Genomic DNA, 16,320 nt, shown 5'->3' on the forward strand with positions numbered 1-16,320 from the left:
ATGAACCAGTTACATGGAAAGCGCGTGGTGATCACCGGCGGCGGCAGCGGCATCGGCGCCGACATGGCGCTGGCATTCGCCGAGGCCGGCGCCGAGGTGATCATCACCGGACGGCGCCGCGAGCCGCTGGAAGCCACCGCCAGCCACCACTCGGCCATCGCCTTCGAGATCGCCGACGTGACCCGCGAGGCCGACATGGTGGCCCTGTTCGAAGGCCTGGGCGAAGTCGATATCGTCATTGCCAACGCCGGGGCGGCAGAGAGCGCGCCGCTGGCCAGGACCGGGCTCGACCAGTGGCAGCGCATGCTCGACGTCAACCTGACCGGCACCTTCCTGACCCTGCGCGAGGGACTCAGGCACCTGCGCGACGGCGGCCGGCTGATCGCCGTGGCCTCCACCGCCGGGCTCAAGGGCTATGCCTACGTGGCACCCTACTGTGCCGCCAAGCATGGCGTGGTGGGGCTGGTGCGCGCCCTGGCCCAGGAGGTAGCGGGGCGCGACATCACCGTCAACGCGCTGTGCCCCGGTTTCACCGAGACCCCGCTGCTGGAAGAAAGCATCGCCACCATCGTCACCAAGACCGGTCAGAGCCCGGAGCAGGCGCGCGCCCACCTGCAATCGACCAACCCCAGCGGCCGGCTCGTTCAGCCTGCCGAGGTCACCACCACCGCGCTGTGGCTGTGCGGCCCGCATAGCGGCGCCATCCACGGCCAGGCGATCTCGATCTCGGGAGGCGAGACATGACGGCCCCGCTGCCAAAACCCCAAACCCTGAGCAAGGAGCGCCTGCGCCTATGGCTGCGCATGCTGCGGGTCACTCGCCAGGTCGAGGCGGCGCTGCGCGAGAAGCTGCGCCTCGAGTTCGACTCTACCCTGCCGCGCTTCGACGTCATGGCGGCGCTGCTACGTGAACCCGAGGGTCTGAAGATGAACGAGCTTTCCAGGCGGCTGCGCGTTTCCAACGGCAACGTGACCGGCATCGTCGACCGCCTGGCCGACGACGGCCTGGTCGAGCGCATCGCCATCGAGGGCGATCGCCGTGCCACCCGGGTACGCCTCACCCCTGTCGGGTGCGACGCCTTCACCGTCATGGCCCAGGCCCACGAGAGCTGGGTCAACGAACTGCTGGATGGCGTCGATGCAGAGGATGCCCATCATATCGGCGAGCTGCTGCATCGCTTGCCGGCCGACACGGGAGCACGATAACGATGAAACTGGCCGATCTCGCGCCCAGGCATTTCCTGTGGCGCATGGAGGGCGACGTCGTGGTGATTCGCCTCGACCGCCCAGAGCGCAAGAACCCGCTCACCTTCGACAGCTACGCCGAGCTTCGCGACACCTTCCGCGACCTGGCTTACGCCGAAGATGTAAAAGCCGTGGTGTTCGCCGCCAACGGCGGCAACTTCTGCTCCGGCGGCGACGTTCACGAGATCATCGCCCCGCTGGTGGGGCGCGACATGAAGGGCCTGCTCGAATTCACCCGCATGACCGGCGACCTGGTCAAGGCGATGATCAACTGTGGCAAGCCCATCATCAGCGCGGTCGACGGCGTCTGCGTCGGTGCCGGCGCGATCATCGCCATGGCCTCGGACATTCGCTTCGCCACGCCCCGTGCCAGCACCGCCTTCCTCTTCACCCGGGTGGGCCTGGCCGGCTGCGACATGGGCGCCTGCGCCATGCTGCCGCGCATCATCGGCCAGGGCCGTGCCGCCGACCTGCTCTACAGCGGGCGCAGCATGAGTGCGGAAGAGGGTCATCAATGGGGCTTCTATAACCGACTGGTCGAGGAAGAGGCGCTAGAAGCCGAAGCCATCGCCTACGCCACCCGCCTGGCCCAGGGACCGACCTTCGCCCACGGCATCACCAAGACCCAGCTCAACCAGGAGTGGTCGATGAGCCTGGAGCAGGCCATCGAGGCCGAGGCCCAGGCCCAGGCGATCTGCATGCAGACCCGCGACTTCGAGCGCGCCTACCGCGCCTTCGCCGCTAAACAGAAGCCGGTCTTCGAGGGGGATTGATGAGCGACACGAGCTTTCTCGACTGGCCCTTTTTCGAGCCGCGTCATCGCGACCTGGCCAAGCGTCTGGAGGCGTGGTGCCGGCGCGAGCTGCCCCGCGTTCATAGCGACGTCGATACCACCTGCGTCCAGCTGGTGCGCGACCTGGGCCAGGCGGGCTTCCTCGAGGGCACCGCGGGCGACGCCATCGACGTGCGCAGCCTGTGCCTGATTCGCGAGACCCTCGCCCGTCACGACGGCCTGGCCGACTTCGCCTTCGCCATGCAGGGCCTGGGTACCGGGGCGATCAGCCTGTTCGGCAACGCCGAGCAGAAGCAGTGGCTGGACAAGACCCGCCGCGGCGAGGCGCTCTCCGCCTTCGCCCTGAGCGAGCCGCGCTCCGGCTCCGACGTGGCCCAGCTCGACACCACCGCCGAGCGCGACGGCGACCATTATCGCATCAACGGCGAGAAGACCTGGATCTCCAACGGCGGCATCGCCGATCTGTATACCGTCTTCGCGCGCACCGGAGAAGGGCCGGGCGCCAAGGGGCTCTCGTGCTTCCTGGTACCGGCCGACACGCCGGGGCTCGCCATCCGCGAACGGCTGGAGACGATCTCGCCGCATCCGCTGGCGCGGCTCGGCTTCGACGACATGCGCCTGCCGGCCAGCGCCATGGTCGGCAGTCCCGGCCAGGGCTTTCGCATTGCCATGTCGGTGCTCGACGTATTCCGCTCCACGGTGGGGGCCGCCGCACTGGGCTTCGCCCGCCGCGCGCTGGACGAATCCCTCGAGCGCGCCAGCAGCCGCGAGCTGTTCGGCGCCAGCCTGGCCGACCTGCAGATGGTACAGGGCCACCTGGCGGAGATGGCGCTGGACGTGGACGCTGCCGCGCTGCTGGTCTATCGCGCCGCCTGGACCAAGGACATGGGTGCCGAGCGGGTCACCCGCGAGGCGGCCATGGCCAAGCTCTATGCCACCGACCGCGCCCAGCAGGTCATCGACAAGGCGGTGCAGCTCCACGGCGGCGACGGCGTGCGCAAGGGGCACATCGTCGAGAGCCTGTATCGCGAGATCCGCGCACTGCGCATCTACGAAGGCGCTTCGGACGTGCAGAAGGTGGTGATCGCACGCAGCTGTTTGGCCCAGCAGGAGACCGTCCGGCAAGAATAAAGCGGTTAAGGAAGCGCCAGACCCGTATCCCCCTGTCGACGCCTCGGCGCCGAACAACAACAACGACGTACGGAGAATGGTCATGAACGCAACGTCGGCTCACGCCGATACCTTTGCCCGGGACAACCTGCCTCCCGTGCATGAATGGCCCGAGCTCAGGCTCGACGGCTTCGACTATCCCGAGCGACTCAACGCCGCGGTGGAGCTTTGCGACCGCTGGCTCGAACGCGGCCATGGCGAGCGGGTGGCGCTGATCGGCAACGGTCGCAGCCGCACCTACCGCGAGCTGGCCGAGTGGACCAACCGCCTGGCCCATGCGCTGGTCGACGAGCTCGGCGTACGCCCCGGCAACCGCGTACTGATTCGCTCGGCCAACAACCCGGCCATGGTCGCCTGCTGGCTCGCCGCCACCAAGGCCGGCGCGGTGGTGGTCAACACCATGCCGATGCTGCGCGCCGGCGAGCTTGCCCAGATCGTCGACAAGGCCGAGATCGCTCTTGCCCTGTGCGACACCCGCCTGCTCGACGAACTCGATGCCTGCGCAGCCGATAGCGCCTATCTGAAACGCGTGGTGGGTTTCGACGGTACCGCCAACCACGACGCCGAGCTCGACCGTCTGGCGCTGACCAAGCCCCGCGACTTCGCCGCCGTTGCCACCGCCGCCGACGATGTTGCCCTGCTCGGCTTCACCTCCGGCACCACCGGCAAGCCCAAGGCGACCATGCACTTCCACCGCGACCTGTTGATCATTGCCGACGGCTACGCCCGCGAGGTGCTCCAAGTAAGAGCGGACGACGTCTTCGTCGGCTCGCCGCCGCTCGCCTTCACCTTCGGCCTCGGCGGGCTCGCCATCTTCCCGCTGCGCTTCGGCGCCAGCGCGGTGCTGCTGGAGAAGGCCACGCCGCCCAACATGATGGAAATCATCCGCGAGCATCGTGCCACCGTCGTGTTCACCGCACCCACGGCGTATCGCACCATGCTCGCCTCACTCGAAAACGGTCAGGAACTCGACAGTCTGCGCGTGGCGGTATCCGCCGGCGAGACGCTACCGGCGCCGATCTACCATGACTGGATCGAGAAGACGGGCAAGCCGATCCTCGACGGCATCGGGGCCACCGAGATGCTGCACATCTTCATCTCCAACCGCCTCGACGACCATCGCCCGGCCTGCACCGGCAAACCGGTGACGGGCTACGAGGCGAAGATCGTCGACGCTGACATGCACGAACTGCCCCGCGGCGAGATCGGGCGGCTGGCGGTACGCGGCCCCACCGGCTGCCGCTACCTGGACGATGCGCGTCAGCGGGGCTACGTGCAGCAGGGCTGGAACCTGACCGGCGATGCCTTCTATCAGGACGAGGAGGGCTACTTCCATTTCGCCGCACGCAACGACGACATGATCGTCTCGTCCGGCTACAACATCGCCGGTCCCGAGGTGGAAGCCGCCCTGCTCGCCCACGAGGCGGTGGCGGAGTGCGCCGTGATCGGCGCACCGAATGGAGAACGTGGGCAGATCGTCGAGGCCTTCGTGGTACTGTCTCCCGGTGTCGAACCGGATGCCGAGTGCGTCGCGCGACTGCAGGCCTTCGTCAAGCAGCGCATCGCACCCTACAAGTACCCGCGTTCGATCCGCTTCGTCGAAACGCTGCCGAAGACCGCCACCGGCAAGGTGCAGCGCTTCCGGCTGCGCCAGGAGCACTATCCCGAAAAGTGATGATCAGCCCGAAGAGGGGATGATCAGCCGACAGGACGCTCCATCTGACGGCAGTTTGACGAATCACAAGAGCACAAGCGCTGGACAAGGCGCCGAAACCACAACAAACGAGAACGAAGAGGGAAAAGCCATGAAGAAGCTAGCCAGCGTTGGCCTTGGCCTGCTGATGACCGCCACCACGGCGGCGGCCCAGGCCGAAGAGGTCAAGATCGGCATGATCACTACCCTGTCCGGCGGCGGCTCGCACCTGGGCGTGGACGTACGCGATGGCTTCATGCTGGCCATCGAGCGTTCCGGCCGCGACGACATCGAGGTGCTGGTGCAGGACGACGCCAACCGACCCGACCTGGCGCGCAGCCTGTCCAACGAGTTCATGCAGCGCGACGAGGTCGACATCCTCACCGGTATCATTTTCTCCAACCTGGCCATGGCGGTGGTTCCCGCGGCGGTACGCCAGGGCACCTTCTACATTTCACCCAACGCCGGCCCTTCGGATCTCGCCGGACGCATGTGCCACGAGAACTACTTCAATGCCGCCTGGCAGAACAACAACCTGCACGAGGCCATGGGCGCCTACATGAAGACAGAGGGCTTCGAGCGCCCGATCCTGCTCGCGCCCAACTATCCCGCCGGCACCGATGCCCTGGCCGGCTTCAAGCATCGCTACGAAGGCGAGGTGGTCGACGAGATCTATACCCAGATGGGCCAGACCGACTACGCCGCCGAGATCGCCCAGATCCGCGCCAGCGATGCCGACAGCCTGTTCTTCTTCCTGCCGGGCGGCATGGGCATTTCGTTCATGAAGCAGTGGGAGAACTCGGGGGTCGATATTCCGCTCTTCGGGGCCGCCTTCTCCTTCGACGAGATCATCATCAAGGCCGTGGGCAGCGCCGCCGTCGGCACCATGAACACCTCGCAGTGGGCCTACGATCTCGACAACGAGGCCAACCATGCCTTCGTCGAGGCCTTCCGCGAGGCCTACGGCCGCACCCCGACCCTCTATGCCTCCCAGGGCTTTGACACCGCCAACCTGATCCTCAGCGCCCTGGACAAGGCCCATCCGGACGACCAGGACGCCTTCCGCGAGGCGCTGCGCGAGGCCGACTTCGATTCGGTGCGCGGCGAGTTCCGCTTCGGCCCCAACCACCATCCGATCCAGGACATCTACGTGCGCGAGGTGGTCGAGGGTGACGACGGCCAGCCTACCAACCGGCTGGTCGGCATCGCCGTCGAGGACATCCAGGACATCTATCACACCCAGTGTGAGATGTAAGTCCCGGCCGCCGGGTCGGTCGGCCCGGCGGCACTCCTGCAACGCTCAACAGTGACCATGCCATGACCCTATTCATCGAACAGCTCTTCAATGGCCTACAGCTCGGTACCATGCTGTTCCTGATGGCCAGCGGCCTGACGCTAGTGTTCGGCGTGATGGGGCTGATCAACCTGGCCCACGGTTCCTTCTACATGGTCGGCGCCTATGCCACGGCGCTGGTCAGTGCCGCCACCGGCTCGTTTTTCGTCGGCCTGGCGGCCGGCATCACCGTGGCCGCCGTGGTGGGTGCCCTGGTCGAGCTGATCGTGGTGCGCCGGCTCTACCACCGGCCCCACCTCGACCAGGTGCTGGCCACCTTCGCCTTGATCCTGATCTTCTCGGAGGGCACCCGCTGGCTGTTCGGCTCCTCGCCGCTGTGGCTCAATCCGCCGGAAGTGCTGTCAGGCTCGGTCAGCCTGCCGGGCGGCTTGCGCTATCCCATCTATCGCCTGGTGATCATTGCCGTGGGGATCGCGGTGGCCGTGGGCATGTATTTCCTGATTTCGCTCACGCGGCTCGGCATGCGCATTCGCGCCGGCGAGAGCGACCGCGAGATGATCGGCGCCCTGGGCGTGAACATCGCCCGGCTCTATACCCTGGTATTCGCCATGGGTGCGGCGCTGGCCGGCCTTGCCGGCGCCATGGTCGGCGCCCTGCAGTCGGTGCAGGTGGGCATGGGCGAGCCGGTGCTGATACTCGCCTTCGTGGTAATCGTGATCGGCGGCATCGGCTCGATCAAGGGTGCGCTCTACGGCGCCATCCTGGTCGGGGTCGTCGATACCCTGGGGCGCGTTTTCCTGCCGTCTTTCTTCGGCCAGTTCATGAGTCCTTCGGAGGCCGCCGGCGTCGGCTCCGCGATCGCCGCGATGCTGATCTACATCCTGATGGCCGTGATACTTGCCTTCAAACCCAAGGGACTGTTTGCCGCCCATGACTAAGTCCGACACTCGAATCCTCGCTCCGCAGCCGGGGCTGCCAGCACCCACGGCGAGTTGGCACGACCGCAAGGGGCTGGTGCAGATCGGCCTGCTGGCGCTGCTGCTGCTGGCGCCACTCGCAGCCCATTTCCTGGGCCACGTCTATTACGTCAACCTGGCCTCGCGCGTCACCCTGATCGCCATGGCCGCCGTGGGCCTCAACCTGGCCATCGGCTACGGCGGCATGGTGAGCTTCGGCCACGCCGCCTACTTCGGCCTGGGCGGCTACGTGGCCGGTATCAGCGCCTATCATGCATTCGATCTCACCCCGGTGATCGGCTGGCCGGTGGCCATCCCCGGCAGCGACAGCATGCTGGCGATCTGGCTTGTCGCGATCGTTGTCTGCGGCCTGCTGGCGCTGGCCATCGGCGCCGTGTCGCTGCGCACCACCGGGGTCTACTTCATCATGATCACGCTGGCCTTCGCCCAGATGATCTACTACTTCGCCAACTCCTGGCCCACTTACGGCGGCGAGGACGGCCTGCCGATCTACCTGCGCAACACGCTGCCCATCGTCGATACCAACGACGCCCTGACCTTCTTCCTGATCTGCTTCGGCGGACTTACGCTCTCGCTTGCGCTCACCTCGCGCATCATGAAGTCGCGCTTCGGCGCCGCCCTGACCATGGCCCGGCTCAACGACACCCGTCTGGCCACCGCCGGCATCGCCCCCTACCCTATCCGTCTGGTGGCCTTCGTCATCTCGGCGATGATCACCGGGCTGGCCGGTGCGCTGTATGCCGACCTCAACGGCTTCGTCAGCCCTACCATGCTCAGCTGGCACATGTCGGGCGAACTGATGGTGATCGTGATTCTCGGCGGCGTGGGCCGGCTCTACGGCCCGCTGGCCGGAGCCATCCTGTATGTGATGATGGAGACCCTGCTAGGCGGGCTCACCGAGTACTGGAAGCTGTTCCTCGGCCTGGTGCTGCTGCTGGTGGTGCTGTTCGCCAAGTACGGCGTGATGGGCTGGCTGGCCGGGAGGGAGCGCCATGAGTGATGCCGTGCTGACACTTGCGCACCTCAACAAGCGCTTCGGCGCGCTGCAGGCCACCAGCGATGTTTCGCTCGACCTGCGAGAGGGCGAGATCCATGCCTTGATCGGCCCCAACGGCGCCGGCAAGTCGACCCTGATCGGCCAGATTGCCGGCGGTCTCAAACCCGATTCCGGCAGCATCGCGCTCGCTGGCCGCGAGATCTCCACGCTCAGCGTGGCCCAGCGCGCACGGCTGGGGCTGGGACGCAGCTTCCAGGTCTCGTCGCTTGCCGAGCCGCTGTCGGTGAAGCGCAACGTGATGATCGCGGTACAAGCGCTGCAGGGACACAGCTTCCGCTTCTGGAAGCCGGTGCAGCGCGACGAGAGCCTGCTCGCTCCGGCCATGCAGGCGCTGGAGCGCATGGCGCTCGCACATCGCGCTGACACGCCGGTATCGGAACTCTCCCACGGCGAGCGGCGCCAGGTCGAGGTGGCATGCGCGCTGGCGCTCAAGCCGCGGGTGCTGCTGCTAGACGAGCCCATGGCCGGACTCGGTCCGGAGGGTTCGGCACGCCTGACCGAACTGCTCGAGGCGCTCAAGCACGAGGTGCCGATCCTGTTGATCGAGCACGACATGAACGCCGTTTTCCGCCTCGCCGACCGCATTTCGGTACTGGTGGCCGGCGCCGTGATCGCCCACGGCGACGGCGCCGAGATCCGAGGCAATCCGCAAGTCCGCGAAGCCTACCTGGGGGATTGAGATGCTCAACGTCACCGCCATCGAGACCTTCTACGGACCTTCCCAGGCATTGTTCGGCGTCGACCTCAGCGTCCAGGCCGGCGAGATGGTGGCCCTGATGGGGCGCAACGGAATGGGCAAGACCACCACCATCCGCTCTATCTTCGGCCTCAGCCCGCCACGCAGCGGCAGTATCACCTTCGAGTCGCAGGATCTGCGCCGATTGCCCTCTTACCGCATCGCTCAGGCCGGCCTCGGCCTCGTGCCCGAGGGGCGGCGCTGCTTCCCCAACCTTTCGGTGCGCGAGAACCTGCTGGTCACGGCGCGACCCGGTCGCTGGGATCTGGCACGCGTGGAGGGGCTCTTCCCCCGGTTGGCCGAGCGGCGCCACCAGATGGCCAACACGCTCTCCGGCGGTGAACAGCAGATGCTCGCCATCGGTCGCGCGCTGATGACCAACCCTCGCCTGCTGGTGCTCGACGAAGCCACCGAAGGGCTGGCCCCGGTCATACGTCAGGAGATCTGGGCAGCCATACGTGCCCTCAAGAGCGAAGGCCAGTCCACGCTGATCGTCGACAAGTCGCTATCCGAGCTGCTGCCGGTGGCCGACCGCTGCACCATTCTGGAAAAGGGGCGCACGGTATGGACGGGCGAACCCGATGCGCTCGACGAGACCCTTCGCGACCGCTACCTGGGCGTTTGACGAGGAGGCCGCCATGCCGTTCACGACACAGCGCAAGGTGCGCTTCCAGCACTGCGACCCCGCCGGCATCGTCTTCTATCCGCGCTACTACGAGATGCTCAACTCGGTGGTCGAGGACTATTTCGCCGAGGTCGTCGGCCACGACTTCAACCGCCTGCACGTGACGTCTCGCACCGGCGTGCCGACGGCCCGGATCGAGACCGACTTCCACGCCCCCAGCCGGTTGGGCGAGACGCTCGACTTCGAATTGACCATCCGCGACGTCGGCCGCACCAGCCTGGCCATTCGCACCACGGTCCATTGCGGCGGCAAGCCACGCCTGACCTGCGACGCCACGCTGGTGTTCGTCGACCTCGACAGCGGCCGCCCGCTGCCCTGGCCCGAGGCCATGCGCTGCCATTTCGCCATTGAGAGCTAACAAGGATACCAAGATGAATGACGCCACCTCGCACGAGCTGCTTCACCCCTCGCACTGGAAAGCCGCGGTGGGTTACGCCAATGGCGTGCTCGCCTCCGGCCAGACGATCTTCGTCGGCGGCCAGATCGGCTGGAACGGCGATCAGGTGTTCGAGAGCGACGATTTCGTCGCCCAGGTGCACCAGGCCCTGGCCAACATCGTCGCGGTACTGAAAGAGGCCGGCGCCGGCCCCGAGCATGTGGTACGGCTGACCTGGTACGTCACCGATAAGCAGGAGTACCTGGCCCGGCTCAAGGAGGTGGGCGCCGCCTACCGCGAGGTGATGGGCAAGCACTTCCCGGCCATGACCATGGTGCAGGTGGCCGACCTGATAGAGGACCGGGCCAAGGTGGAGATCGAGGCAACCGCCGTCATTCCCGACGCTTGATCAGCTGCCGTGGAAGGCTGAAATACGCTGGACGAAGCGTCCGCCCGGCGCATAGTGATCGAGAATCGAGAAGTGATCGTCGCCGGGCAAGAGCTCGGCGCTGACGGCCGCGCCCTGGGCCTCGAGGTGCTCGGCGTGGGCGTGCATCTGGCGCGCGAACTCGGTGGACTCCTCTCCGCCCGCAACGAGATGCACCGGCGTCGGCACTCGACACGGCAGGAACAGCGGGCTGTAGGCGTCGACGTCGCGCCCGCTGAGCTGCAGCTTGGGCTGCAGCCACGACCAGGGGAACGGACGCAGGTCGTAAAGCCCGCTGATGCACAACGCGCCCCCGATGAGATCGTCAGGCAGACCGTACTCCCCCTCCCAATCCGCGGCCAGCAGCATGGCGGCGAGATGCCCCCCGGCAGAGTGGCCGGAGACGCTCAGGCGCGATGCATCGACGCCCAGCGATGAAGCGTTGTGCCTCACCCAGGCGACCGCGGCCCGAGCTTGCCTCACCAGTTCGCCGAAGGCCACCGTGGGGCACAGCGCATAGTTGACCACCGCCACGCTGATGCCCGCCGCTACCAGCCCCTCGGCGACGAAACCGAACTCGCGGTGGCCCAGCGAGCGCCAGTAGCCACCGTGGAAGAAGAGATGCAGCGGCGCATCCTCAGCCTCGGCATGATAGACATCCATGCGCTCGGCCAGCGTCGGCCCGAAGGCGACGTCCAGCGACACCCGGCAGCGCTCACGCACCGCCTCGCTGTGCGACTGCCAGCCAGCCAGCAGCGCGGACAGGTCGCGCCCGCGCGAGGGATCGTACTCGCGGTCGATCGCTTCCTGGGTGGAGAAATCGCGATACAGCATGCCTGCCTTCCTCTTTGTCAGCGCTTCAGGGCCATAGACCGCGGACGGAGCGATACAGGATCCCCAGAGGGGCCAGTGCGAGCACGATGAAGCCGATCAGCGTCCAGCCCGGCAGCGAGATACCCAGCAGCAAAAAGTCGATCTCGGCGCACTCGCCGGAGCCGGAGAGCACCATGGCGACCACGTCCTGCATGGGCAGGACATCCACCATGTAACCGAGCCCCGGGCCACAGCTCGGCACCTGGTCCGGCGGCAGCGACTGCAGCCACACGTGACGCGCGGCAACACCGATCCCCCCCAGTACCGCCGCCAGCGATAGCCCGCCGTAGATGACCGGTCCCAGACGTCCCTGTGGGTTGTGAATGGCCGCTACGATGAACACCGCCGCAGCGGACAGCACGGCGATACGCTGGAAGATGCACAGCGGGCATGGCTCGAGCCCGCCGATATGTTCCAGGCCCAGGGCGACCAGCATCATGAGAACGCAGAAGGCCAGCCCGGCCAGACTCCACTGGCGAACCGAAAGACGACGAAGTGCTGCGAACATCAGGCATTCCCCTGACTGGCCATGGCCACGCGGGGCTCGCTGGCACTGGTGAAATAGTCGCCGAGGAACTCCTCGAAGCGCTGGGTATCGGCCACCTCGATGTCCCGCTGCTGCTGGTGCGAGGTGCCGACCATCTGCTCGAAGGTCGCCGCCCGTGCCGACTCGACACCTTCCTGGCGTAGCCGGTCGGAGTGCTCCTCGGCAAGGGACAAGATGGCCTCGATGAACTCCTCGCCGGTCGCTTCGAGCCGCGCCAGCAGACGGCCGGACGGCGTCAGCGACGGATCACCGAGCCAGGGCTCGAAGGCCGCGACGGCCCGCGCATGGGGGCTGCCCTCCTCCAGGGCATCGAGCACTTCGGCGGCCCGGCCCATCTCGGCAAGGATCTCCCCGCCCCAGTCGGCCACGGAGCGGCGATGGCCGTTCTGAAGCAGCCGGAGCTCGGGGTCGCGGCCGCGCTCGACGACCAGGCGCCGATTGTCGTCCAGCCGGTCGCACTCCTCGTCGGGAATCCAGGGGCTCTCGGCGAGCAGGCACCACATCATGAAGGTATCGATGAAGCGCAGTCGCTGCTCGTCGATGCCCAGCGGCAGGAAGGGATCGAGATCGAGGCAGCGCACCTCGATGTATTCGACGCCACGCGCCTCCAGCGCCTGGCTCGGCGTCTCATTGTGACGGGTGACGCGCTTGGGCCGGATGTCGCTGTAGTACTCGTTCTCGATCTGCAGGATATTGGCGTTGAGCTGCTGCCAGTCGGCACCGTCACGCACGCCCAGCGCCTCGTAGGCGGGCCAGGGCGTGGAGATCGCGTGCCGCAGGGTGCCCACGTAGTTGGAGAGCGAGTTGAAGCAGATCTTGAGCTGAGCCTGCACCTTGTTCTGGTAGCCGAGGTCGGACATGCGCAGGCTGGTGGCGTAGGGCGATACCAGGGTATCGCGCCCGTGCGCCTGCAGCTTGTCGGGAATGTTGCCCTCGGGCAGGAAGCTGCGATCGAGCGCCGGCGAGGCACCGAACAGATAGAGCAGCAGCCAGCTGTGGCGGCGGAAATTGCGAATCAGGCCGAAATAGCGGCTCGAGCGATAGTCATCGAGCGACATGTCGACGGCGCCATCGCGCTGGCGCAGCACCTCCCACAGCTCGTCGGGCAGCGAGAGATTGTAGTGGATGCCGGCGATGGCCTGCATGATCCGCCCGTAGCGTACGTCCAGCCCCTTGCGGTAGACGTGCTTCATGGTCCCGACGTTGGAGCTGCCGTAGTCGGCGATGATCACGCTGTCGTTGCCGTCGAGTCTGGCCGGCATGCTGGCCGGCCAGATCAGCTCCTCGCCGAGATGGCGATAGCTGAAGCGGTGCAGGTCGGCGAGAAAGTCGAGGGCATCGCCGGGGCGACAGTAGACCGGCGTAATGTACTCCAGCAGTGCCTCGGAGTAATCGGTGGTGATATGCGGGTGGGTCAGCTTGGAGCCCAGCGCATGGGGATGCGGCGTGGCGGCGATACGCCCCGCGCGATCGACGCGCAGCCCCTCCTTCTCCAGGCCGCGGCGCAGGCGCCCGAAGCGCCCCCGGGCAGCCAGCCCGGCAAGATGCGAAACGGTGGCAGAGTATGAATCAGACAAGGCGTGGACCCCGTGTCTTGGAGGCCAATCTCGGGCCTCCGGTCTAAACGTGCCGGCCGCCCGTGGCGGTCGGAGGTAGCCGACGAGACCGCCGGCTACCTCATGCGAATGATGTCGAGAGTATGGCGAGTGCTATGCCCGGATCAAGATTTGCCCTTCCTGGCCTTGAGCAGAGCCGCTCCCAGGGCGCCCATCTGGTTGGACTGGGCCTGCTCGCGCGGCGCGCCCTTGCGCTGCGCCTTGCCCTGTCCACCACGCCGTTCACCCTGGCCGGCGCGCGACGATCTGCCGCTCTCTGCCTCGCCGGGCTGGTCGGTCAGGCGCATGGAAAGCCCAATACGGGCACGCTCGAGGTCGACGCTCATCACCTTGACCTTGACGATGTCGCCGGCCTTGACCACCGAGCGCGGGTCCTCGACGAACTTGTCGGAGAGCGCCGAGATGTGCACCAGGCCATCCTGGTGCACGCCGATGTCGACGAAGGCGCCGAAGTGAGTGACGTTGGTCACGCTGCCCTCGAGGATCATGCCCGGCTCCAGGTCCTTAAGCGTCTCCACCCCCTCGCGGAACTCGGCGGCCTTGAACTCGGGACGCGGGTCGCGTCCCGGCTTGTCGAGCTCCTTCAAGATGTCGCTGATGGTGGGCACGCCGAAGCGCTCGTCGGCGAATTCGGCCGGCTTGACCGCCTTGAGCGTGGCGCTGTCGCCGATCAGGCTGGCCACCGGGCGTCCGTTGCGGCTGGCGATGCGCTCCACCACCGGGTAGGCCTCGGGATGCACGGCGCTGGCATCCAGCGGGTTGTCGCCGTTCATGATGCGCAGGAAGCCCGCGCACTGCTCGAAGGTCTTGGGGCCGAGACGGCTGACATCGAGCAGCTGCTGGCGGCTGGCGAAGGCGCCCTCGGCGTTGCGCCGCGCCACGATGGCCTCGGCCAACGCCGGGTTGAGCCCGGCCACCCGCGACAGCAGCGCACTCGACGCCGTGTTGAGATCGACCCCCACGGCGTTGACGCAGTCCTCGATCACCGCCTCCAGGCTCTTCGACAGTTGCAGCTGCGAGACGTCGTGCTGGTACTGGCCCACGCCGATGGACTTGGGTTCGATCTTGACCAGCTCGGCCAGCGGGTCCTGCAGGCGCCGGGCGATGGAGACTGCCCCGCGGATGGTGACATCGAGGTCGGGCAGCTCCTTCGAGGCATACTCCGAGGCGGAGTAGACCGAGGCGCCGGCCTCGCTGACCATCACCTTCGACAATGCCCTTTTACCGGCGAACAGCTTGACCAGCTCACCGGCCAGCTTGTCGGTCTCGCGGCTCGCCGTACCGTTGCCCACGGCGATCAGCGTCACGTCGTGCCTGTCCACCAGCTTGGCCAGCTCGGCGAGCGAGGCATCCCAGGCGTTGCGCGGGGCATGGGGATAGATGGTGGCGTGCTCGAGGAACTGGCCGGTGGCATCCACCACCGCCACCTTGCAGCCGGTACGCAGGCCCGGGTCGATGGCCAGCGTCGCCTTCTGCCCCGCCGGGGCCGCCAGCAGCAGGTCCTTGAGATTGGCGGCAAAGACCTCGATGGCCTCCAGCTCGGCGCGCTCGCGCAGCCGCCCCATCAGCTCGGTCTCGAGGTGGGTATAGAGCTTGACCCGCCAGGTCCAGCGCACCACGTCGGCCAGCCACTTGTCGGCGGCGCGGCCCTCGTCGCGGATATCGAAGTGCCTGGCGATGGCCACCTGGGCCGGATGGATCGGCGCTTCGTCCTCGCCGGGCAGCCGGATGGCCAGCGTCAGCACGCCCTCGTTGCGCCCGCGAAACATCGCCAGCGCCCGATGCGAGGGCGCCTTGGCCAGCGGTTCGTCGTGTTCGAAATAGTCGGAGAACTTGGCACCCTCACGCTCCTTGCCCGGAAGCAGACGGGCGCTGAGTTCGCCCTCCTGCCACAGTCGCTCGCGCAGCGAGCCAACCAGCTCGGGGTCCTCTGCGAAGCGCTCCATCAGGATCTGGCGTGCGCCATCCAGCGCCGCCTTGGCATCCTCGACGGCAGGAACGTCACCCTCGGCGGGGCGAAGATACTTGGCCGCCTCCGACTCGGGATCGAGGGTGGGATCGGCCAGCAGTGCGTCAGCCAGCGGCTCGAGCCCGGCCTCACGGGCGATCTGGGCCTTGGTGCGACGCTTCTTCTTGTAGGGCAGGTATAGATCTTCCAGGCGCTGCTTGGTGTCGGCCGCCTGGACCTGCCCCGCGAGTTCCGGCGTCAGCTTGCCCTGCTCGTCGATGGCGGCGAGCACGGCGGCACGGCGCTCCTCCAACTCGCGCAGGTAGCGCAGGCGCTCGTCGAGGTTGCGCAGCTGGCTATCGTCGAGGCCACCGGTGACCTCCTTGCGGTAGCGGGAGATGAAGGGCACGGTGGCGCCGCCGTCGAGCAGTTCCACGGTGGCTGACACCTGCTGCGGGCGAACGGCGAGTTCCTCGGCGAGGCGCGAAATGATCCGGGTCGTGGCGTCCATGACTTCCTTGGTATTGCGACAACGAAAGATCGCGCCAAGGTATCACAAACGCCACCGTGTCGCCGCCGCGATCAACGCCGCCAACCGCTGACGTCCCACAGGTGACGGCGCGCCTCGCGGGCCACGTCGCGGCGAGTCAGTCCGATATCGCGGAGCTGGTGATCGCTGAGCTCCAGCAGTTGGTTGCGTTCGCGGCGCAGCTGCATCAGATAGCTCAGGCGGCGCAGCCATTGCCACGGGGACGAGAAGAAGCGCTGGGCGCTCTCAACGCGACCAGGCGCAGTACAGGATGACGCATCGTAGCAGGTGTCGGGGGCCCTCATGGCTGGTTTCCTCCGGATCATGGCGAGTGATGGAGAAAGTCTCGATGCAT

Annotated in this window: 17 protein-coding genes; 12 read left to right on the plus strand and 5 right to left on the minus strand. The window is 66.9% G+C overall.

The features are described from left to right. The 12 genes from HNO53_RS15615 (at window position 1) to HNO53_RS15670 (ending at window position 10,434) form a co-directional block, all read left to right on the plus strand. Window positions 1–744, plus strand: a complete 744-nt coding sequence (locus HNO53_RS15615; RefSeq protein ID WP_209473521.1) for an SDR family NAD(P)-dependent oxidoreductase — start codon at window positions 1–3, stop codon at window positions 742–744. Then, entirely contained in the window at window positions 741–1,205 is a 465-nt protein-coding gene (locus HNO53_RS15620) for a MarR family winged helix-turn-helix transcriptional regulator (RefSeq protein WP_209473522.1), read from the plus strand. Before HNO53_RS15615 ends, HNO53_RS15620 begins: the two co-directional genes overlap by 4 nt. Before the next feature lie 2 nt (window positions 1,206–1,207). Further along, entirely contained in the window at window positions 1,208–2,017 is an 810-nt protein-coding gene (locus HNO53_RS15625; RefSeq protein WP_209473523.1) for an enoyl-CoA hydratase family protein, read from the plus strand. Then, complete coding sequence (locus tag HNO53_RS15630; protein ID WP_209473524.1) at window positions 2,017–3,168, plus strand: acyl-CoA dehydrogenase family protein; 1,152 nt, start codon at window positions 2,017–2,019, stop codon at window positions 3,166–3,168. Before HNO53_RS15625 ends, HNO53_RS15630 begins: the two co-directional genes overlap by 1 nt. Window positions 3,169–3,250: 82 nt before the next feature. Beyond that, window positions 3,251–4,882 (plus strand): benzoate-CoA ligase family protein, encoded by a 1,632-nt coding sequence (locus HNO53_RS15635; RefSeq protein ID WP_209473525.1) that lies wholly within the window; start codon window positions 3,251–3,253, stop codon window positions 4,880–4,882. Window positions 4,883–5,012: 130 nt separating this feature from the next. After that, window positions 5,013–6,155, plus strand: a complete 1,143-nt coding sequence (locus HNO53_RS15640) for an ABC transporter substrate-binding protein (protein WP_209473526.1) — start codon at window positions 5,013–5,015, stop codon at window positions 6,153–6,155. Between the two features lie 62 nt (window positions 6,156–6,217). Then, entirely contained in the window at window positions 6,218–7,132 is a 915-nt protein-coding gene (locus tag HNO53_RS15645) for a branched-chain amino acid ABC transporter permease (protein ID WP_209473527.1), read from the plus strand. After that, a complete protein-coding gene (locus HNO53_RS15650) occupies window positions 7,125–8,171 on the plus strand; it encodes a branched-chain amino acid ABC transporter permease (protein WP_209473528.1) in 1,047 nt (348 codons plus the stop codon). The genes HNO53_RS15645 and HNO53_RS15650 overlap by 8 nt, the downstream gene beginning before the upstream one ends. Continuing rightward, window positions 8,164–8,907: an ABC transporter ATP-binding protein gene (locus HNO53_RS15655; RefSeq protein ID WP_209473529.1), complete on the plus strand. Its 744-nt coding sequence runs from the start codon at window positions 8,164–8,166 to the stop codon at window positions 8,905–8,907. The genes HNO53_RS15650 and HNO53_RS15655 overlap by 8 nt, the downstream gene beginning before the upstream one ends. Window position 8,908: 1 nt before the next feature. Next, entirely contained in the window at window positions 8,909–9,589 is a 681-nt protein-coding gene (locus HNO53_RS15660; RefSeq protein WP_209473530.1) for an ABC transporter ATP-binding protein, read from the plus strand. Between the two features lie 13 nt (window positions 9,590–9,602). Beyond that, the gene (locus HNO53_RS15665; protein WP_209473531.1) at window positions 9,603–10,007 is read left to right on the plus strand and encodes an acyl-CoA thioesterase; all 405 of its coding nucleotides are present in this window, start codon (window positions 9,603–9,605) and stop codon (window positions 10,005–10,007) included. A 13-nt stretch (window positions 10,008–10,020) separates the two neighbouring features. After that, window positions 10,021–10,434 carry a RidA family protein gene (locus HNO53_RS15670; RefSeq protein ID WP_209473532.1) on the plus strand — a complete coding sequence of 138 codons (414 nt, stop codon included), beginning with the start codon at window positions 10,021–10,023 and terminating at the stop codon, window positions 10,432–10,434. Here the strand turns inward: HNO53_RS15670 and HNO53_RS15675 are convergent, their stop codons facing one another. The 5 genes from HNO53_RS15675 to HNO53_RS15695 form a co-directional block, all read right to left on the minus strand. Then, window positions 10,435–11,286: an alpha/beta hydrolase gene (locus tag HNO53_RS15675; protein WP_209473533.1), complete on the minus strand. Its 852-nt coding sequence runs from the start codon at window positions 11,284–11,286 to the stop codon at window positions 10,435–10,437. Window positions 11,287–11,311: 25 nt separating this feature from the next. Further along, a complete protein-coding gene (locus HNO53_RS15680; RefSeq protein WP_209473534.1) occupies window positions 11,312–11,833 on the minus strand; it encodes a disulfide bond formation protein B in 522 nt (173 codons plus the stop codon). Then, on the minus strand, window positions 11,833–13,449 hold the full coding sequence (gene gshA, locus HNO53_RS15685; protein ID WP_209473535.1) for a glutamate--cysteine ligase: 1,617 nt from the start codon (window positions 13,447–13,449) through the stop codon (window positions 11,833–11,835). The genes HNO53_RS15680 and gshA overlap by 1 nt, the downstream gene beginning before the upstream one ends. A 143-nt stretch (window positions 13,450–13,592) precedes the next feature. After that, entirely contained in the window at window positions 13,593–15,947 is a 2,355-nt protein-coding gene (locus tag HNO53_RS15690; RefSeq protein WP_209473536.1) for a Tex family protein, read from the minus strand. Between the two features lie 71 nt (window positions 15,948–16,018). After that, a complete protein-coding gene (locus HNO53_RS15695; RefSeq protein ID WP_209473537.1) occupies window positions 16,019–16,270 on the minus strand; it encodes a DUF1127 domain-containing protein in 252 nt (83 codons plus the stop codon). Window positions 16,271–16,320: the final 50 nt, after the last annotated feature.

It is taken from the genome of Billgrantia antri (assembly GCF_017868935.1).
In the GTDB taxonomy this organism is placed as follows: Bacteria; Pseudomonadota; Gammaproteobacteria; order Pseudomonadales; family Halomonadaceae; genus Halomonas; species Halomonas antri.